The organism is Curtobacterium sp. NPDC089991 (genome assembly GCF_044748425.1).
Taxonomy (GTDB): Bacteria; Actinomycetota; Actinomycetes; order Actinomycetales; family Microbacteriaceae; genus Curtobacterium.
In genome coordinates this window covers 324,221-342,749 of sequence record NZ_JBIVGB010000005.1, presented here as the reverse complement: position 1 = coordinate 342,749, position 18,529 = coordinate 324,221, and the positions used below count along the sequence as shown (strand labels likewise).

Below are 18,529 nucleotides of genomic sequence, written 5' to 3'. Positions count from 1 at the left end.
CCGGTTTCCGTGTCACTCCTAGCCGACGAGCCGTCGCCCAATCACTCAACCCCCGACCGAACCACTCCACCGCAGCCACCCGCTGCGCACTCGTCAACGACGACGCGGTACCACCCACACGAACCATCCCCGGATCTCGAACCGACTAATCAGTCCAAGAACCGGGGACCAGTCCACTGGCACCGGGCCTCCCGTCCGTCCGTGGTCGCGACCAGGGCCGCGCATCGTGAGCAGAAATGGTCGGGTCCGCATCACGAACCCGACCATTTCTGCTCACGAAGTCACGCGGGGCGGGCCCGCCGCCAGCAGCACCACGAAGACCAGAGCGACCGCCACGACCCCGATGACGACCGCGACCGCGGGGCGACGCACCACGAAGAACAGGAGACGGTCCCAGAAGCCCGAGCGCGCGTCGGGTGAGCGGCGCCACGGGCCCTCGAGCATGCCGCGTCGGGCGACCGCGACCTCAAACGGCACCGTGGCGTACGGCACGACGGCACTCGCCCAGCCGAGCACGAGTGCCCCGAACGACCACCGCTGGTTGACCGCGACGACGGTCGTCACGACGAGGTACGCCAGGAACACGAAGCCGTGCACCCCGCCGCCGATCCGGACGCCCCAGTCGCCGGCGTCCAGGCCGTACTTGAGCACCATCCCGGCGATGAGCATGGTCCAGGTCACGAGTTCGGCGACCGCGGCGGCACGGAACAGGGAGCGGGGAGTCATGCCCACATCGTCGCGGACGTGTCCCGGGAAACCCCCGACACTCCGGTGGTCGTATCGATTCGACGCCCGGGGAGGCTAGCGTTGGAGCCATGTCAGTGCCGACCGAGAACCGTCCCCTGAACATCGTCGTCTGGAACGAGAACGTGCACGAGACCCGCGGTGACGCGACGGTCATCGGGCACTACCCCGACGGCATGCACACCGTGATCGCGGCAGCGCTCCGCGAGCACCACCCCGACGCCACCGTGAGCACCGCCACGCTGCAGGAGCCCGACCACGGCATCACCGCCGAGCGCCTGGCCACGACCGACGTCCTGTTCTGGTGGGGCCACGCCGCCCACGACGAGGTCAGCGACGCCGTGGTCGACCTGGTCGTCGACGCCGTGCACGCCGGCATGGGCCTGGTGGTGCTGCACTCCGGGCACTACTCGAAGCCGTTCAAGCGCCTGATGGGCACCACCTGCTCGCTGAAGTGGCGCAACGACGGCGAGCGCGAACTCGTCTGGACCATCGCGCCGGAGCACCCGATCGCCGCCGGGGTCCCGCACCCGATCGTGATCGAGCGCCAGGAGATGTACGGCGAGTACTTCGACATCCCGCGCCCCGACGAAGAGGTGTTCCTGTCGACCTTCGCCGGCGGCGAGGTCTTCCGGTCCGGGGTCGCCTACCGTCGCGGTCTGGGGAAGGTCTTCTACTTCTCCCCCGGCGACCAGGAGTACCCCGTCTACCACCACCCGGACATCCAGCGCGTGCTGTCGAACGCGGCGGCGTGGGCCGCTCCGGTGTCCGAGCGACGCGAGTTGACGGCCGACCAGCACCCGCGGGACTGGTTCATGACGGAGGGTGCGGGTAGACAGGGCGCATGACCCAGCTGGACCCCGCCGCGCACCGGACCGCCGTCGTCGAGGCACTCGGTGTCCTCGGCAGTGGCCCGGAGGAGCGGTTCGACCGCATCACCCGCATGACCCAAGAGGCGTTCGGGGTCCCGCTGACGTTCCTGAACCTGGTGCACGGCAACGTCGTGACGGCGCAGTCGACGCAGGGCTGGCGGCAGGGCGGGAGCGCCCCGGCGGAGCAGGTCTTCTGCTCGACGACGGTGCTCACGAACGAGCCGATGGTGGTGCCGGACGCGCTGCTGGACCCCCGGTTCCGCGACCTGGCAGCGGTCACCGAGCAGGGCATCCGGTTCTACGCCGGAGCACCGTTGTCGATGCTCGACGGCACCCGTGTCGGCACGCTCTGCATCATGGACGCGACCCCGCGCGAGCTGTCGGCGGCCGACCTCGACCTGCTGCGTGACCTCGCACGGTGGGCGGAGCGCGAACTCGGCCACGCGATCGACCGCGATCGGGTGACCCGCGTGCTCGAGGGCCTGGTCCCCGGACCCGTCGAGGTCCCCGGACACGACCTCGACACCCTGGTGCTCCGGACCGAGGACGGCGGTGGGGACGTCGCCGACTGGCGACTCGCCACCGACGGTGCGCTGCACGTCACCATGGGCAGCGTCGCGGCGGCCGGACGCGCGTCCGGCCTGCTGGCCTCCGCGGTCCGCGGTGCCGTCGTCGCGCGTACCGAGACCGCCATGCAGGACGCGATCGGCGGCCTGGAGGCCCAGATCACGGCCGACCTGTCCGCTGCGGACGCCGTCGGCTCGCTCTTCCACCTGCGGCTCGACCCGACGTCGGGGCACGTCGTCTTCGGGGACGCCGGCCACGGCCTCGCCGTGCTCGTCCGCGCCGACGGCACCAGCCGAGCGCTGCACTCGCTCGACCTGCCGCTCGGCCTGCAGCCGGAGTCCGTGCCGCGGTCCCCCGCCATGCTCGACCTGGCGGCGGGCGACCGGCTCGTGGTGTGCACCGAGGGCGTCCTGGCGCTCGACGGGATCAGCCACCTCGACGACCTGGCCGCCCTGGTCGCTGCCGAGCCGACCGGTGCCGCGGTCGTCGAACGGGTCCGCGCCCTGGTGCCGGCCGGCGCAGCCCACGACGTGACGCTGGTCGTGCTCGGGCGGCGTTGAACACCGTCCGCTGACGACGCCGCTGCCGCAGTCGTGCGCCGCGGTCAGGAGCGGAAGCGGTCCTGCCGTGATCGCGGTGCGCCGGTGAGCGCGACGACGAGCAGCGTGGCCAGCAGTCCGAAGCCCGCGAGCTCGATGCCGAGGCCGGCGAGCTGCCAGTAGGCACTGCCGACCACCTGCGGCTGCGTGATCGACTCGGGCCACCACGCGTCGATCAGCGGGAACGATGCGGGGAACGGGTCGAGGCCGAACACCACGAGCCCGCCGAGCAGCAGGACGACACCGAGCAGCGCCATCACCCCGCGGGAGCGCCCGAGCATGTGCACGACGAGCGCTGCTGCCATCCCGGCGAGGCCGACGACGGCGATGAGGAACGCGAGCACGACGATGGTCTGCGGCGCGAGGGCCACCCAGTCGAGCACCGCGATCGGCAGCAGCAGCCACCGACCGGTCCGCGCCCACCGCGCGGGGTTCCGCCATCCGTCCATGGCGGCCAACCGTAGGGCACCCGCCCGGACGCGGGCCGTGCGCAGCCTCGGAGCGGACTACGATCGGCAGGTGATGGCCCAGGACGGACGCACCCGGCAGCAGCGGGCGCTCGAGACCCGCGCGGCGATCATCGGGGCCGCGGCCGCCGAGTTCGACGAGCGCGGGTACCTCGGCGCGTCGATGGACGGCGTCGCCGAGCGGATCGGGCTGACCAAGGGCGCGCTGTACTTCCACTTCGCGTCGAAGGCCGACCTCGCCGGTGCCGTGATCGCGCAGCAGCACGAGGTCTCGCGGCGCTACGGCGAGGCCGCGGTCGCCCGGAGCCGGACGCCGCTCGAAGCCCTCATGTGGATGTCGCAGGGACTGGCGACCCAGATGGTCACCGAGGTCGTCGTGAGCGCCGGCATCCGACTGTCGACCGAGGTCGCGACGCACGACGTCCCCCGTCAGGACCCGTACACCGACTGGATGGCGCTCATCGCACAGACCGTTCGCCAGGCGATCGACGCCGGCGAGGTCGACCCGCGGTGGGACCCGGACATGGTCGGACGCGTGGTCATCCCCGCGTACACGGGCGTGCAGACGGTGTCGGACGTGCTCGCCGACCGCACCGACCTGTACGAACGCCTGCGGGAACTCTGGACGGTGCTGCTCGCCGCGCTCGTCACCGAACGCGTCCGACCAGAGGTCCCGCGACTCGTCGCCATCATCGCGCCGGAATGACGCGGGTCCCCCCAGGGAAACACCCACGTCACCGTCCCTGCGAGCATACCCAGCGGTCGGTTTCCGCACCCGCCCCCGTTCGCGGGCATGTGTCCACCGGCCCACTAGCCTGAGCCGGTGCCCACACCACCGGCAGAGGTCGACGTCGACGTCCCGCTCGTCCGGGCCCTGCTGCACGCCCAGCACCCCGACCTGGCGGACCTCCGGCTCGTGGTCGTCGCGAACGGCTGGGACAACGTCATCGTGCGGCTCGGCGACGAGTACGCCGTGCGGCTGCCGCGTCGGGAGCTCGCAGCACGCCTGGTCGAGCACGAGCAGCGGTGGCTGCCGGAGATCGCCGCCCGCGTCGCACCGGTCGTCCCGGTGCCGGCCCCGGTGCGCGTGGGCCGTCCGGCGCTCGGGTACCCCTGGTCGTGGAGCATCCTCCCGTGGCTCCCGGGAGCACCCGTCGGTGAGCGTGCTGCCGGTGTCCGGGTCGCCGAGGCCCTCGCGGAGTTCGTGCAACTGCTGCACGTGCCGGCTCCGGCGGATGCTCCGGCGAACCCGTTCCGTGCGGTGCCGTTGGCGACGCGCAGCGACGCCGTCCTGACGCGACTCGCCACGCAGGACGTGCCCCGGGCCGTGGAGCTGGCAGCGGTCTGGCGGACCGCGGCGGCGCTGCCGACGCACACCGGGCCTCCCGTCTGGGTGCACGGCGACCTGCACCCGTTCAACCTGCTCGTGGACCGCACGCCGGACGGCGACGAACGCCTGTCGGCGGTCGTCGACTTCGGCGACGTGACCTCGGGGGACCCCGCCGTCGACCTCGCCACCGCCTGGCTGACGCTCGACCGGGAGGCCCGCCACGCGTTCCGGACGCTGGTCGCCGCTCCGGACGTCACCTGGGGACGCGCGCGCGGGTGGGCGATCGCGCTCGCCTCCGCGCTCGCGACGTCCGACGAACGCGCCTTCCGGAGCGTCGCGCGGCGCAGCATCGACGCGGTGCTGGACGGCTGAGACCCCGCGGGGCTATCGTGACCGCACCATCCGTGCACAGCCGATCGGAGGGGCCCTCATGACCCTCGAGTTCCGCGTCCAGCACGACGTCGCCACCGACGCCTCTCCCGCCCCCACCCGATCCGAGCGAACCGGCCTCCGCGGGTTCCTCGACCGCCTCGCCGAGCGCCGCGCCGCCGCACGCGTCCGACGGGTCGAAGCCCGGCTGCAGGAACTCGGCGAGCTCGAGCACCTGCTGTCCGACGCGCGTGGCGTCGTCGAACGCGGCTGGATCCAGCACGCCTGGTTCGCGTACCTCGACGAGCACGGCCGGATGCGGAAGGCCACGAGTGCCGCCGCGATGGACGTGCAGGGGCGACCGCTCGTCGCTGCGTGCCTGGTCGGCGCGGTCGTCTCGGCCGCTGGCGGGCCGCACGCCGTGCACTCGCCGCGGGTCCAGCACTCCCTCGACCTGGTCTGGCACGCGCTCGCCGTGGACGAGGGCGCGCCGGTGCTCTGGTGTCCGGCGCCCGACGTCCGGATGGGCCGCGTGCGTGACCTGACGAGCTGGAACGACGCCCCTGCGCGCACCTCGGCCGAGGTGGCCGGGCTGCTGCTCACCGCGGAGCGGGTGGCCGTGCAGGAATCGGCACGCCTGCAGGACGTCGTGGTGGCACGATCGAGGGCATGAGCAGCACCGACGCCGTCCCCGAGGTCCACCCCGCGACGACCACCGGCCTCGCGTCCAGCGGGAACTCGGCCCTGTCGGACGAGGGCGCGTCGTCGGACACCGACCCCCTGGCCTCGGCCGCAGCGGTGAAGCGGACGCTGCACCGGTACCTGCAGAAGCACCGCGCCGCGCTCCTCGGCAAGCTCGACGGCCTGGCCGAACGGCAGGCCCGCTGGCCGGTGACCCCGACCGGCACGAACGTGCTCGGGCTGGTGAAGCACGTCGCCGGTGTGCAGGCCGGGTACTTCGGCGAGGTCTTCGGTCGACCGCTGCCCGATGCGCCCGCCTGGCTCGAATCGGAGGACGGCGAGGACATGTACGCGACGCTCGACGAGACCCTGGACGACGTCGTGGCCTTCCACCACCGCAGCGCCGCGCACGCCGACGCGACCATCGAAGCGCTCGACCTCGACGCCCGCGGTACCGTTCCCTGGTGGCCGGAGGAGCTCCGCGAGGTCACGCTCCACCGCATCCTGGTGCACATGGCGTACGAGACGGCCCGGCACGCAGGGCACGCCGACATCGTGCGCGAGATGCTCGACGGACTGGCGGGCGACGGGGACGGCAACCTGGCCGACAAGAGCCCAGAGGAGTGGGTCCTCTGGCGCGAGCAGCTCGTCGACATCGCCGAGCGGTCCGGCCTGCGGGGCCTGGCCATGTAGCCGATGGCCCCTCACGATCGTTACCGTTCTCTCAGGCTCGACAGTCAAACTGGTCGCTGACCAGGGGTTCTCGCTCGGCTGTCTGCACAGGAATCGATCACTTCCGCTGCGCTGCGTCGTACGACCGGTCCGTGCCCTGCGTAGCTTTGGCGCAGCTTGTGCCCCGACCCGTGGGCAGTTCGGCCGACCGGAAGGGGAGCGCCCACCCGTGTTCCAGTACGTCGTGGAGCGATGGAGCCAGATCTGGTTCTCGTCGTGGCAACACTTCTCACTGGTGGTCCAGTGCACGGTGCTCGCCACGGTCATCGCCGTGGTGCTCGCCACACTCGTCTACCGCAGTCCCCGCCTGACCTCCGTCGCGAACGGGGTGTCCGCCATCGGCCTCACCCTGCCGTCCTTCGCGGTCATCGGCCTGCTCATCGTCCCGCTCGGCTTCGGCGTGCTGCCGTCCGTCGTGACGGTCGTCTTCTTCGCCGCGCTCCCGATCCTGCGCAACGCGGTCGTCGGCCTCGCCGAGATCCCGCCGAGCGTGGTCGAGTCCGCGCGCGGCATCGGCATGAGCCGGTTCCGGACCCTCGTGCAGGTCGAACTGCCGATGGCCTGGCCGATCATCCTGAGCGGCGTCCGCGTGTCCGCCCAGATGGTGATGGGCATCGCAGCCATCGCCGCGTACGCCCTCGGCCCCGGGCTCGGCGGCTTCATCTTCTCCGGACTCTCGCGCCTCGGCGGCGCGAACGCCCTGTACTCCGTGGTCGTCGGGGTGGTCGGCGTCGTCCTGCTCGCCCTCGTCCTCGACCTGCTCCTCCTCGGCCTCGGCCGCCTGACCATCTCGAGAGGTATCCGTGTCCAGCACTGACTCCGCCACCACCACCGCGCCCGACGGGGACGTCACCGGCCGCAGCATCCTGCTCGACGAGGTCACCAAGCGGTACCCCGGGCAGTCGAAGCCCGCCGTCGACGGCATCACCCTCGAGATCCCGGCCGGCAAGATCGTCATGCTCGTCGGCCCGTCCGGCTGCGGCAAGACGACGACCCTCAAGATGATCAACCGCCTGATCGAGCCCACCGAGGGCCGCATCGTCGTCGGTGACGACGACGTGACCGGCATCGACGCCGACGAGCTCCGCCGCCGGATGGGCTACGTGATCCAGGCCGGCGGGCTCTTCCCGCACATGACCGTCGCAGCGAACATCGCGATCGTGCCGAAGATGCTCGGTTGGTCGAAGGAGAAGATCGCGTCGCGCGTCGACGAGCTGCTCGACCTCGTCTCGCTCGACCCCGCCACCTACCGCGACCGCTACCCCCGCGAACTCTCCGGTGGCCAGCAGCAGCGCGTCGGTGTCGCCCGGGCGCTCGCCGCGGACCCGCCCGTCCTGCTGATGGACGAGCCGTTCGGTGCGGTCGACCCGATCACCCGGCAGCGCCTGCAGGACGAGCTCCTGCGCATCCAGGAAGAGCTGCACAAGACGATCGTCATCGTCAGCCACGACTTCGACGAGGCCGTGAAGCTCGGCGACTGGATCGTCATCTTCACCGAGGGCGCCCACATCGTGCAGTACGACACCCCGGAGCGGATCCTGGCGGAGCCGGCGAACGAGTTCGTCGAGAACTTCATCGGCTCGGGCGCCGGGCTGAAGCAGCTCACCCTGAACCGCGTCCGCGACGTCGAGGTCGTCTCCGCGGTGACCTGCTCCCCCGGCGAAGAGGCGAAGGCCGTCCTGCAGCGCATGCAGGAGGCCGGAGGCCACGGGCACGCCGTCGTGGTCGACCGTCGGCAGCGGCCGATCGGCTGGCCGTCCCGCCGACAGCTCGAGCGCCTGGACCGGATCCCGGACGGCGTCGACCCGGAGCTGCCCATCGTGGGCGAGGCCTCGACGCTCAACGACGCCCTCGACACCATGCTCGTCTCGAGCGCCGGGGCCGCACTGGTCACCGGTCGTGGCGAGGCGTTCCGCGGTGTCATCACGGTCGAGGTCGTCATGGAGGCCATCACCCGGTCGCGTGCGGCAGCTGCCGACGACCGCGCGTACACGCCGGTCGGCACGAACACCAACCAGATCGAGACGCTGCCGTCCTCGCCGGCCGCGCCCGTGATCGCGCCCTCCGGGGAAGACCTGTGAGTGCTGTCACCGCCGGACCCGCCACCGGCGCCAGCACGTCCTGGAAGGGCCTGCTGTTCCAGCCGATCGCGATCCTGGTCGTGCTCGCCGGGTTCGCGGTCTGGCTCGCCACGGCCGACCTCACGCCCACCGAACGCACGACGCTCAACCCGGCCGACATCCTCGACCTGACCGGGCAGCACCTCGTGCTGACCCTGCAGGCGACGGTGCTCGTGCTCGTGATCGGTATCCCGCTCGGCATCGTCCTCACGCGCGGACCGCTGCGTCGGGCGAGCCCGTACGTGCTCGCCGTCGCCAACTTCGGGCAGGCGGCCCCCGCCGTCGGCCTGATCGTGCTGCTCGCCGCGTGGCTCGGCCTGAACAGCTGGTCCGCCGTGGTCGCACTCGTGCTCTACGCGATCCTGCCGGTCCTCCGGAACACCATGATCGGCGTGCAGAGCGTCGACTCGCGACTCGTCGAAGCCGGTCGTGGCATGGGCATGAGCGCGTTCAGCGTCCTGATGCGCGTCGAGCTGCCCCTCGCGGTGCCGGTCATGCTGTCCGGCATCCGGACGGCGCTCGTGCTGCTCGTCGGCACCGCGAGCCTGGCCACCTTCGTCGGTGCCGGTGGCCTCGGTCTCCTCATCACCACGGGCGTGACGCTGTTCCTGCCGAAGGTGCTCGTCGCCGGGGCGCTGCTCGTGGCGCTCCTCGCCCTCTCCATCGACTGGCTCGGCCGCGTGGTCGAGACCGTCGCACGTCCGAAGGGACTCCGATGAACCGCCGTACCCGCCGCCTCCGCCGCGGGGCCGTTGTCGCCCTCGCCAGCACCACCGCGCTCGTCCTGGCCGGCTGCGGCCTGCAGCCCGCGACGTCCTTCGTCCCCGAGGCCGGTCCCGGCACCATCGAGCGCATCGACGACCTGCCGGACGGTGCCCACATCACCGTGACGTCGAAGAACTTCACCGAGCAGCTCGTGCTCGGCAAGATCGCCGTGCTCGCCGCGAAGGCCGCCGGGTTCGACGTCACCGACGAGACCAACGTGCCGGGCAGCGTCGCCGTCCGCGAGTTGATGACCTCGCACGGTGCGGACTTCACGTACGAGTACACCGGCACCGCCTGGCTGACCTTCATGGGCCACGCCGAGGGGATCCCGGACAAGACCGAGCAGTGGGAAGCGGTCAAGAAGGAGGACGCCGGCAACGGGCTCACGTGGCTGAACCCGGCACCGATGAACAACACCTACGCGTTCGCGGTCCGGGACGAGGCGGTCAAGGAACTCGGAGACATCAAGACGCTCTCCGACATCGCGAAGCTGCCCGTCGACGAGCGCACCTTCTGCGTGGAGTCGGAGTTCAACTCGCGCGCCGACGGGTTCAAGCCGATGCTCAAGAAGTACGGCTTGGAGCTCGGCGGTTCGGGTGAGAACGGGATCCCGAGTGACAACGTCAGCATCCTCGACACCGGCACGGTCTACACGGCCACCGACCGCGGCAAGTGCAACTTCGGCGAGGTCTTCACCACCGACGGCCGCATCAAGTCACTCGGCCTGACCGTGCTCGAGGACGACAAGGGCTTCTTCCCGGCGTACAACGTCGCGCCGGTGCTCGACTCGGCCACGCTCAAGGAGTACCCGCAGCTCGCCGACGTCTACGACCAGATCTCGCCGAAGCTCACCGACGCCGTGCTGCAGGAGCTGAACCGTCAGGTCGACGTCGAGGGGCGCGAGCCGGCCGACGTCGCGTTCGACTGGATGGTGAAGGAGGGCTTCATCACGAAGCCGTGACGGCTCTCGACGCATCCACGTCACGGACGGGAGGCCCGGTGCCGGGTGGCACCGGGCCTCCCGTCCGTCTGTGGTTGCGTCTCAGGCCGCAGCGATGCGCGCAGCCGTGTCGCGGATCGACGCGACGACGCGGGCGCGGACCTCTTCCGGGTCGGAACCCTCGTGCCGCGCCGAACTCCGCAGGCCGGTCATGCACATGCCGAGCAGCATCTCGGCGGCCTGCGGGGTCGCGGCGTCCGGCCCCCACGCCGGATCGCGTTCGAGGATCGTGCGCACCGCACCCGTCATCGCCTCGGCCACGGTCGTCATCCGGCTGACCTGGCGGCGCATGAGCTGCGGGAAGCGCACGATGACCTCCTTCCGGGCGAGCCGCTCGTGCTCGTCGCCGAACGACGAGCCGAACACCAGGAACGCCAGGTCGACCACGGCCTGCGCAGCCGGCTCCCCCGCGACGGTCTCGAGGTGCGCTGCCAGGGTCTCGGCGTCCAGGTCGAGCTCGGTGTGCCCGAGGACCGCGTCCTCCTTGCTCTCGAAGTAGTTGAAGAACGTGCGCGGTGACACCTCGGCGCGTGCGGCGATCTGTTCGATCGTGGTGTGGTCGATGTCCTGCTCGAGCGCGAGGGACCGAGCCGCCTCCGCGATGCGGTGGCGTGTCTCGATGCGCTTGCGGTCGCGCAGACCCATCTCGGTGGCGGGCGCGGTGTCGGGCATGGCCCGACTGTAACCGGAACGTCACATGATCTACAGCAAACGCAAACTTGCAGTCGTGCAGCGGACACTACGGTGGGGCCATGACCACTCCCGTGCTCGAGGCCCGTGACCTCGCCAGGACCTACGGCCGAGGCCCGACGCGGTTCGACGCGCTCAAAGGGGTGTCACTCCAGGTGCACCAGGGCGAGAGCCTGGCGATCGTCGGCAAGTCCGGATCGGGCAAGTCGACGCTCATGCACCTGCTCGCACTGCTCGACAAGCCGTCCACCGGGCAGGTCCTGCTCGACGGCACCGACGCGGCGACGCTCGGAGCCCGACAGGTGAACCGCACGCGCAACAGCACCTTCGGGTTCGTGTTCCAGCAGTTCTTCCTGACCCCCAAGACCTCGGTCCTCGACAACGTCGTGCTGCCGCTCAAGATCGCGGGCGTCTCCGGGGCCGAGCGGAAGCGCCGCGGCATGGCGGCGCTCGACTCCCTCGGCCTGGCCGACAAGGCGAAGAACGACGCCAACGACCTGTCCGGCGGGCAGAAGCAGCGCGTGGTCATCGCACGCGCGCTGGTCGGTGAGCCGAGCGTCATCTTCGCCGACGAGCCGACCGGCAACCTCGACACGAACACCGGGCAGGTGGTCGAGGACATGCTCTTCGGCCTGCAGCGCGAACGCGGGATCACGCTCGTCGTGGTCACCCACGACGAAGAACTCGCCGCCCGCTGCGACCGCAGCGTCAACGTCCGCGACGGACTCATCGTCGGTGGATCGGACGGCACACCCACCGCCGGTGCCGCCATCGACCAGCAGGCCACGCACGGAAGGCACTCCGCATGAACTTCCTCGACCTGCTCCGCACCGCGGTCTCGAACACCTTCCGGTCGAAGCTGCGCACGACCCTGACCGTCATCGCGATCTTCATCGGCGCCTTCACGATCACGCTGACCTCGGCGATCGGTACGGGGGTCAGCAACTACATCGACACCCAGGTCTCGTCGATCGGAGACACCGGTTCCCTGACCATCACGAAGGCCGTCGACACCACGTCGACCGACAGCGGACCGGCGGAGTATGACCCCGACGAGTCCGGCCAGAGCGTCGACCGCGGTCCGGCGTCGTTCTCGTACCTGTCGCAGTCCGACGTCGACGACATCCGTGCGATCGACGGCATCAAGAGCATCCGTCCGGCGGTCGCCCTGGCGCCGAAGTACGCCGAGCACGGCGACGACGGCAAGTACGTCGTCTCCCTGACCGCCAACGCGGGGGAACTCGACGCCGACCTGGCGAGCGGGAAGCAGCTCGACGACGACACCGACGCGAACCAGGTGATCCTGCCGACGAACTACCTGGAGAACCTCGGGCTCGGCAGCGCGAAGGCCGCCGTCGGCAAGGAACTCACCTTCGCGGTGGACGACTACCAGGGTAAGGAGCACACCCTCACCGCGACGGTGGTCGGTGTGCAGAACGAGTCGCTGTTCGGCGGCGGTGCCGGTGCGAACGCGGCCCTCACCGACGCGATGCAGGCCGCGCAGGAGGTCGGCAAGCCGGACTCGATCGCGACCTCGTACGCCAGCGCCACCGCGACGCTCGACTCCGGGGCCTCCGCGACCACGGTCAAGAAGGCGCTGTCGGACGACGGGTTCCTCGGGCAGACCATCCAGGACCAGCTCGGCCAGTTCCAGACCGTCATCAGCGGCATCGTCGGGGTCCTGAACGCCTTCGCCGTCATCGCCCTGGTGGCAGCGGGCTTCGGCATCATCAACACGCTGCTGATGAGCGTGCAGGAACGCACCCGCGAGATCGGCCTGATGAAGGCGATGGGCATGGGCGGCGGCAAGGTCTACACGCTGTTCTCGCTCGAGGCGGTCTTCATCGGGTTCCTCGGCAGCGCGATCGGAGCCGGTGTCGCGATCCTGCTCGGGACGGGCATCTCGAACGTGCTCGCGGGCACGGTGCTCAAGGACCTGCCGGGCCTGCAGATCATGCAGTTCGCGCCGAGTTCGGTGGCGACGATCATCCTCGTCGTGATGTTCATCGCGTTCCTCGCCGGCACCCTCCCCGCGCGCCGCGCCGCACGGCAGAACCCGATCGAGGCGCTCCGGTACGAGTAGCGCCCGGCGTGCATAGTCTCTGACGGGTGGCGGCATTCGGGCGGGACCTCGGCGACGGGTACACGCTGACGCTGCGCGACCTGACGACGGTCGACCCGGTGCTGGAACTCGTGCGCGCGAACCTCGACCGGCTCCGGGCGGCCGAACCGTGGGCGTGGGATCCGCAGGACCGCGAGACCATCGGACTGCACACCGAACGGCTGCTCGGCCAGTTCGCGATGGACCGCGCGCTCCCCTGCGTCATCCGTTCCGACGACCGCATCGTCGGGGTGGCGTCGCTGACCTTCGACCCGTACCTGGGCCAGGCGTCACTCGGCTACTGGGTGGACGCCGGACACGAGGGCCGCGGTGTCGCGGGGCGGGCCGCCGGCGTGCTGGTCGAGGTCGCGCGGGCACGCGGCACCGCACGGCTCGAGATCCGGACCGGCGTCGACAACGTCCGCAGCCGCGCGCTCGCCGAACGGCTCGGGTTCGCCCTCGAGGGCACTCTGCGGGGCGCGCTGCCGCTCGGGCCCGTCCGCGCCGACGTCGCCGTCTACGGCCTGCTGCTCTAGGCGAGACTCCCCGCCGCCCCCCCCTGCGCGTGCGCGTGCGTCAGGAGCCCTGCGTCGCGCCCTGCCAGACCGCGAACACACCGCCGACGACCGCCAGCACGAGCAGCAGGATCCAGACGGCGAGCGCGATGAGGTTCAGGAAGATCCCCCAGCCCGCGCGACCACGGGCGAGCGGTTCCCGGCTGCGCGACGCGACGCCCAGGCACAGCCCGACTATCGGCGCGACGAACGTCCAACCGGCGAGCAGCGAGCAGATCCCGAGGACGAGGCTCGCGGTGCCGAGACCGGTGCGGGGGGACTCCGTGTACGTGACCATGCACCCGACGCTACGGAACCACTCGTGGCGTGTCGTCCCTCCAGGGCGTGATCCGGGTCCACCTGCCGACGGATGGTCACCGGACGCCGGTATCGTCGGAGCATGGCCTTGTTCGGACGACGCAACCACGACGTGCGCGATCGACCCATCAGCCAGGTCGAACTGAAGCGGGCCGTCGACGAGGGGTTCCTCATCGCGAAGGCCGCGGTCACGATCGCGGTCGGCAACCGGATCATCACCAACGCGCTGCGCGACCAGGGGTACTTCGACCACGCGCTGATCGCCGAGGCCGCGCGCGAGGAGCTCCACCGCATGGCCGAGGAGCAGCGGGGCGACGCCGCGCGCATGCGGGAGATCCGGTCGACGTCGAGCAAGTCGAAGGGCCGTTCACGGCACCAGCACGACTACCGCCGGGGTGACGACCTCAAGCTGCGCACGCGCGAGGCGACGTACGAGCAACTCGCGACGATGCTCGACAAGCGCCGCGACGACCAGCACTTCGTCGACGGCATCGTGCTCGCCGCCCGCGCCCGAGCCTGGGACGACATCGGCACCACGGTGGTCGGGCGCCTCGGCTGGGCCCAGCGTCCGGCCGACGACTACGAGATCGGGCGCGACGACCGTCTGCAGCAGATGCTCGACGAGGACTTCGCGACGTTGCTGGCCGAGCACCCCGTGGGCTCGACCCCGGTCGACGCCGACGAACCCGACGACGCCGACGGCGACGAGGACGGCTCCGACCCTGCTGACCCCGACGTCGCTCGCCCCTGACCGGGACCACGCGCAGACACGAGTCCCTAGGCTCGGACCATGGTTGATGCGGTGGTCGTCGGGGCCGGACCGAACGGACTCGCGGCGGCGGTGACGCTCGCCCGTGCGGGCTTGTCCGTCGAGGTGGTCGAACGGAACGACACGATCGGCGGTGGTGCGCGCACCGCCGAGCTCACCCTGCCGGGGTTCCTGCACGACGTCTGCTCGGCGGTGCACCCGATGGCGCTGCAGTCCGAGTTCTTCCGGCTGTTCCGGATGGAGGAGCGCATCGAGCTCCGTCTGCCCGAGGTGCAGTACGGGCACCCGCTCGACCGGGGGCGCGCGGGCATCGCGTACCAGGACCTCGAGCGGACGGCCGCCGAGCTCGGTGTGGACGGCCCGGCCTTCCGGAACCTGATGGGCCCGCTCGCCCGCGCGGCCGACCAGGTCGCCGACTTCGCCACCGACGCCCTCCTGCACGTGCCGCGACACCCGCTCACGGTGCTGCGGTTCGGCCTGCGCGCACTCGAGCAGGGCAGCAGCGCCTGGAACGCCCGCTTCCGGCAGGACGCCGCCCCGGCGATGGTCTCCGGGGTCGCCGCGCACTCCATCCAGCACATGCCCTCGCTGTCGACGGCCGCCGCGGCGCTGTCGCTCGGCGCCTACGCGCACGCGCGCGGCTGGCCCGTGCCGATCGGCGGCAGCCAGGCGATCGTCGACGCGCTCGCCGACGACCTCGTCGCGCACGGCGGACGGATCGTCACCGGGCACGAGGTCCGGTCGCTCGGTGACCTCACCCCGGCGAAGGCGGTGCTCTTCGACACGAGTGTCCCCGGCATGCTGCGGATCGCCGGCTCGCAGATCCCCACGCCGAAGCGCGGTGCGCTCCGCCGGTTCCGGTTCGGCAACGCGGCCGCGAAGGTCGACTTCGCGCTGTCTGATCCGGTGCCGTGGACGAACGAGGCGCTGCGCCGGGCCGGCACGGTGCACATCGGCGGGACACGAGCCGAGATCGCCGCTGCGGAGGGCTCGGTCGCGCACGGCCAGCACGCCGAACGGCCGTACGTGCTCGGTTCCGAGCCGACCGTCGTCGACCCGACCCGGGCGCCGAAGGGCAAGCACGTCTTCTGGGCCTACGCGCACGTGCCGGCGGGGTCCGACGTCGACCAGACCGAGGCGATCACGCGCCAGGTCGAACGGTTCGCGCCGGGGTTCCGTGACACGATCCTGCACACGTCGAGCCGGACGGCAGCGCACATGTCGGACCACAACCCGAACTACGTCGGCGGCGACATCGCCGCCGGTGCCGCGAGCTTCTGGCAGCTCGTGAAGCGCCCGGTGCTGTCCAGCGACCCGTGGCGGATGGGCGGCGGCATGTACCTGTGCTCCGAGTCGTCGGCGCCTGGCCCCGGTGTGCACGGCATGGCCGGTTGGCGTGCCGCGAAGAGCGCACTCCGCCACACCTTCGGGCTGCCCGACGACGTCGACCTCACCCCGGAAGGCTGATCACCATGGCGAAGAACCTCCGCATCCTGCACTGCGCTCCCGAGGACGTCTTCGACGTGCTCGGCGACGGCTGGCTCTACACGACCTGGGTGGTCGGCGCCTCGCGCATGCGGAAGCAGGAGGCCGGTTGGCCGCAGGTCGGCACGCACCTGCACCACTCGTTCGGTGCCTGGCCGCTCGTCATCGACGACGTCACGACCTCGTTGGTGTGGGATCCGCCGCACCGCATGGTGATCCAGCCGAAGGGGTGGCCGATCGGTGAGGCCCGCGTGGAGCTGACCGTGGAGCCGCACCGCAAGGGCTGCAAGGTGACGATCGTCGAGAACGCCGTCGCCGGTCCGGGCGCCTGGGTCCCCGACTTCCTCATGCAGCCGCTCATCTGGGTCCGGAACCACGAGACGCTGCGCCGACTCGGGTGGGTGGCCGTCGGGCGCGCGACGAACGCCTGAGACGTTCCCACAAAGGCGGACGGGAGGCGCGGTGCCAGCTGGCCCCGTGCCTCCCGTCCGCCCTGTGGGCGCGTCGACTACTCGGCGCGCGAGAACTCGCTGGCGCGCGCCACCTGGTCGTCCGTCAGGGCGACGCCCGTGTACCGCTCGAACTGCCGCGCCGCCTGGAGGGCGATGACCTCGGCGCCGGTGATGACGTGCTTGCCGGCATCCCGCCCCGCACGGACCAGCGGGGTCTCGGACGGGAACGCGACCACGTCGAAGACCGTGTGGGCCGCCTCGATCCGGTCCTGCGCGAAGGCGAGCGCGTCCTGCTGGTCGCCCCGCATGCCGAGCGGCGTGACGTTGACCACCAGGTCGGACGCCCCGGCCTCGCGCTCCTCGGCGACCCACTCGTAGCCGTACTGCGACGCGAGCGCCGAACCGGTCTGCTCGTTGCGGGCGACGACCGTCAGGCGGTCGAAGCCGGCGCCGCGGAACGCCGCGGTCACGGCCTTCGCCATGCCGCCGGAGCCGCGGACCAGCACCCGGGACGCGGTGTCGACGTCGTGCGACCCGAGCAGGGCGGCGATCGCCTCGTAGTCGGTGTTCGACGCGGTGAGCACGCCGTCGTCGTTCACGACCGTGTTCACCGACTGGATGGCGGCGGCGGACTCCTCGACGTGGTCGACGAGCGGGATGATCGCCTCCTTGAAGGGCATCGACACCGAGCAGCCGCGGATGCCGAGGGCGCGGATGCCGGCCACGGCGCCGGGCAGGTCGGTCGTGGTGAACGCCTTGTACAGGAAGTTGAGCCCGAGCTCGTCGTACAGGAAGTTGTGGAACCGGGTGCCGATGTTGCTCGGCCGGGCCGCGAGCGACATGCAGACCTGCATGTCCTTGTTGAGGATGGGCATGGGGCCAGTCTCCCACCGTCGTGCCGATGGAGCGGTCCACGCGGACCGTTCGTCATGCTCGGGGTACCGTCGGACGCGATGACTGAGATCCCGGAGACCATGCGCGCCGTCCGCTTCGACGAGTGGGGTGACCGCTCCGTGCTGCACGTCGCTGAGGTCCCCGTCCCCGAGGCCGCCGCCGGTCGGGTGCTCGTCCGGGTCCGCGCCGCCGGCATCAACCCGGGCGAGTCGGCGATCCGCCAGGGGCTGCTCGACGGCGGGTCCCCCGACGCGCTGCCGTCCGGTCAGGGCACCGATTTCGCCGGCATCGTCGTGGCCGTCGGTGAGGGCGTCGACGGCGTCGACGAGGGCGAAGAGGTCCTCGGGTGGTCGTGGGACCGCGCGAGCCAGGCCGAGTACGTCTCGGTGCCGGCCGAACAGGTCGTGCAGAAGCCCCGGCTGCTCGACTGGACCGTCGCTGGCGGGCTCGACATCGTCGCCACGACCGCTGCCGCAGCCGTCCGTGCCGTCGACCCCCGACCCGGCGAGACCGTCGTCGTGTCCGGTGCCGCCGGTGGTGTCGGCGGGTTCGTCACGCAGCTGCTGACGAACGAGGGCATCGACGTGATCGCGATCGCGTCCGAGGCGAACCACGAGTGGCTCCGGTCGAAGCGTGCACGGCCCGTCGCCTACGGCGATGGCCTGCAGGAGCGCATCACCGAGCTCGCCACCAACGGCATCGACGCCGTCATCGACACCTACGGTCCGGAGTACGTGCACCTGGGGATCGCCCTGGGCGTGCCGGTCGACCGCATCGAGACGATCATCGCGTTCGAGGCTGCCGCCGAGGTCGGCGCGAAGGCCTCCGGCAGTGCGGACACCGCCGACCCGGAGATCCTCGGCGCCCTCGCGATGCAGGTGGCGAACGGCGAGGTCGAGGTGCCGATCGCGGCGACGTTCCCGCTCGACCGGGTGCAGGACGCGTACGAGCAGCTGGAGCAGCGGCACACCCGCGGGAAGATCGTGCTGATCCCCTGACGGGCATCGGGCCTTCGGGGTC

General features: G+C 71.2%; 22 protein-coding genes. 17 read left to right on the top strand and 5 right to left on the bottom strand.

Going from position 1 to position 18,529, the window contains the following annotated elements; translation table 11 throughout:
• Positions 1-273: 273 nt before the first annotated feature.
• On the bottom strand, positions 274-726 hold the full coding sequence (locus tag ACIPV1_RS15885; RefSeq protein ID WP_123937050.1) for a DUF3817 domain-containing protein: 453 nt from the start codon (positions 724-726) through the stop codon (positions 274-276).
• An 89-nt stretch (positions 727-815) separates the two neighbouring features.
• Between ACIPV1_RS15885 and ACIPV1_RS15880 the strand changes: the two genes are divergently transcribed.
• On the top strand, positions 816-1,592 hold the full coding sequence (locus ACIPV1_RS15880) for a ThuA domain-containing protein (protein ID WP_260154481.1): 777 nt from the start codon (positions 816-818) through the stop codon (positions 1,590-1,592).
• Positions 1,589-2,743, top strand: coding sequence for a PP2C family protein-serine/threonine phosphatase (locus tag ACIPV1_RS15875; protein WP_123937049.1), 1,155 nt, complete (start codon positions 1,589-1,591; stop codon positions 2,741-2,743). The genes ACIPV1_RS15880 and ACIPV1_RS15875 overlap by 4 nt, the downstream gene beginning before the upstream one ends.
• A 44-nt stretch (positions 2,744-2,787) precedes the next feature.
• On the opposite strand, the gene ACIPV1_RS15870 is transcribed toward ACIPV1_RS15875, so the two are convergent.
• On the bottom strand, positions 2,788-3,231 hold the full coding sequence (locus tag ACIPV1_RS15870) for a hypothetical protein (protein ID WP_123293011.1): 444 nt from the start codon (positions 3,229-3,231) through the stop codon (positions 2,788-2,790).
• A gap of 73 nt (positions 3,232-3,304) precedes the next feature.
• Here ACIPV1_RS15870 and ACIPV1_RS15865 point away from each other — a divergent pair, with 73 nt between their 5' ends.
• From ACIPV1_RS15865 to ACIPV1_RS15830, 8 genes are all read left to right on the top strand, one after another.
• Positions 3,305-3,955: a ScbR family autoregulator-binding transcription factor gene (locus tag ACIPV1_RS15865; protein ID WP_185094116.1), complete on the top strand. Its 651-nt coding sequence runs from the start codon at positions 3,305-3,307 to the stop codon at positions 3,953-3,955.
• 117 nt (positions 3,956-4,072) lie between these two features.
• Positions 4,073-4,951, top strand: coding sequence for an aminoglycoside phosphotransferase family protein (locus ACIPV1_RS15860; protein WP_123937046.1), 879 nt, complete (start codon positions 4,073-4,075; stop codon positions 4,949-4,951).
• Positions 4,952-5,009: 58 nt separating this feature from the next.
• Entirely contained in the window at positions 5,010-5,621 is a 612-nt protein-coding gene (locus tag ACIPV1_RS15855) for a hypothetical protein (protein ID WP_123339389.1), read from the top strand.
• Complete coding sequence (locus ACIPV1_RS15850) at positions 5,618-6,322, top strand: DinB family protein (RefSeq protein WP_123339390.1); 705 nt, start codon at positions 5,618-5,620, stop codon at positions 6,320-6,322. Before ACIPV1_RS15855 ends, ACIPV1_RS15850 begins: the two co-directional genes overlap by 4 nt.
• 208 nt (positions 6,323-6,530) lie before the next feature.
• Entirely contained in the window at positions 6,531-7,178 is a 648-nt protein-coding gene (locus ACIPV1_RS15845) for an ABC transporter permease (protein WP_111083581.1), read from the top strand.
• On the top strand, positions 7,165-8,442 hold the full coding sequence (locus tag ACIPV1_RS15840) for an ABC transporter ATP-binding protein (protein ID WP_123937045.1): 1,278 nt from the start codon (positions 7,165-7,167) through the stop codon (positions 8,440-8,442). The genes ACIPV1_RS15845 and ACIPV1_RS15840 overlap by 14 nt, the downstream gene beginning before the upstream one ends.
• Positions 8,439-9,200 carry an ABC transporter permease gene (locus tag ACIPV1_RS15835; RefSeq protein ID WP_123937044.1) on the top strand — a complete coding sequence of 254 codons (762 nt, stop codon included), beginning with the start codon at positions 8,439-8,441 and terminating at the stop codon, positions 9,198-9,200. The genes ACIPV1_RS15840 and ACIPV1_RS15835 overlap by 4 nt, the downstream gene beginning before the upstream one ends.
• Positions 9,197-10,207 (top strand): glycine betaine ABC transporter substrate-binding protein, encoded by a 1,011-nt coding sequence (locus tag ACIPV1_RS15830; RefSeq protein ID WP_123937043.1) that lies wholly within the window; start codon positions 9,197-9,199, stop codon positions 10,205-10,207. Before ACIPV1_RS15835 ends, ACIPV1_RS15830 begins: the two co-directional genes overlap by 4 nt.
• Before the next feature lie 81 nt (positions 10,208-10,288).
• On the opposite strand, the gene ACIPV1_RS15825 is transcribed toward ACIPV1_RS15830, so the two are convergent.
• Positions 10,289-10,918: a TetR/AcrR family transcriptional regulator gene (locus ACIPV1_RS15825; protein WP_123293018.1), complete on the bottom strand. Its 630-nt coding sequence runs from the start codon at positions 10,916-10,918 to the stop codon at positions 10,289-10,291.
• A gap of 80 nt (positions 10,919-10,998) precedes the next feature.
• On the opposite strand from ACIPV1_RS15825, the gene ACIPV1_RS15820 reads away from it, so the two are divergent.
• Genes ACIPV1_RS15820 through ACIPV1_RS15810 form a run of 3 tightly spaced genes read left to right on the top strand, consistent with a single transcriptional unit; the run spans position 10,999 to position 13,573 of the window.
• Positions 10,999-11,745 (top strand): ABC transporter ATP-binding protein, encoded by a 747-nt coding sequence (locus ACIPV1_RS15820; protein ID WP_123293019.1) that lies wholly within the window; start codon positions 10,999-11,001, stop codon positions 11,743-11,745.
• Positions 11,742-13,019: an ABC transporter permease gene (locus tag ACIPV1_RS15815; RefSeq protein WP_402726772.1), complete on the top strand. Its 1,278-nt coding sequence runs from the start codon at positions 11,742-11,744 to the stop codon at positions 13,017-13,019. Before ACIPV1_RS15820 ends, ACIPV1_RS15815 begins: the two co-directional genes overlap by 4 nt.
• A gap of 26 nt (positions 13,020-13,045) precedes the next feature.
• Positions 13,046-13,573 (top strand): GNAT family N-acetyltransferase, encoded by a 528-nt coding sequence (locus ACIPV1_RS15810; RefSeq protein ID WP_123293021.1) that lies wholly within the window; start codon positions 13,046-13,048, stop codon positions 13,571-13,573.
• 40 nt (positions 13,574-13,613) lie between these two features.
• Here the strand turns inward: ACIPV1_RS15810 and ACIPV1_RS15805 are convergent, their stop codons facing one another.
• Complete coding sequence (locus tag ACIPV1_RS15805) at positions 13,614-13,889, bottom strand: hypothetical protein (RefSeq protein ID WP_123339397.1); 276 nt, start codon at positions 13,887-13,889, stop codon at positions 13,614-13,616.
• 102 nt (positions 13,890-13,991) lie between these two features.
• Here ACIPV1_RS15805 and ACIPV1_RS15800 point away from each other — a divergent pair, with 102 nt between their 5' ends.
• The 3 genes from ACIPV1_RS15800 to ACIPV1_RS15790 are packed head-to-tail and all read left to right on the top strand — an operon-like array spanning position 13,992 to position 16,594.
• Positions 13,992-14,660, top strand: a complete 669-nt coding sequence (locus tag ACIPV1_RS15800) for a hypothetical protein (RefSeq protein ID WP_111083572.1) — start codon at positions 13,992-13,994, stop codon at positions 14,658-14,660.
• A gap of 39 nt (positions 14,661-14,699) precedes the next feature.
• Positions 14,700-16,145 (top strand): phytoene desaturase family protein, encoded by a 1,446-nt coding sequence (locus ACIPV1_RS15795; RefSeq protein WP_402726771.1) that lies wholly within the window; start codon positions 14,700-14,702, stop codon positions 16,143-16,145.
• 5 nt (positions 16,146-16,150) lie between these two features.
• Positions 16,151-16,594 (top strand): SRPBCC family protein, encoded by a 444-nt coding sequence (locus ACIPV1_RS15790; protein WP_402726770.1) that lies wholly within the window; start codon positions 16,151-16,153, stop codon positions 16,592-16,594.
• A 77-nt stretch (positions 16,595-16,671) separates the two neighbouring features.
• On the opposite strand, the gene ACIPV1_RS15785 is transcribed toward ACIPV1_RS15790, so the two are convergent.
• A complete protein-coding gene (locus tag ACIPV1_RS15785; protein WP_131920932.1) occupies positions 16,672-17,490 on the bottom strand; it encodes a shikimate 5-dehydrogenase in 819 nt (272 codons plus the stop codon).
• Positions 17,491-17,568: 78 nt separating this feature from the next.
• Here ACIPV1_RS15785 and ACIPV1_RS15780 point away from each other — a divergent pair, with 78 nt between their 5' ends.
• Positions 17,569-18,507 carry an NADP-dependent oxidoreductase gene (locus tag ACIPV1_RS15780; RefSeq protein WP_402726769.1) on the top strand — a complete coding sequence of 313 codons (939 nt, stop codon included), beginning with the start codon at positions 17,569-17,571 and terminating at the stop codon, positions 18,505-18,507.
• Positions 18,508-18,529: the final 22 nt, after the last annotated feature.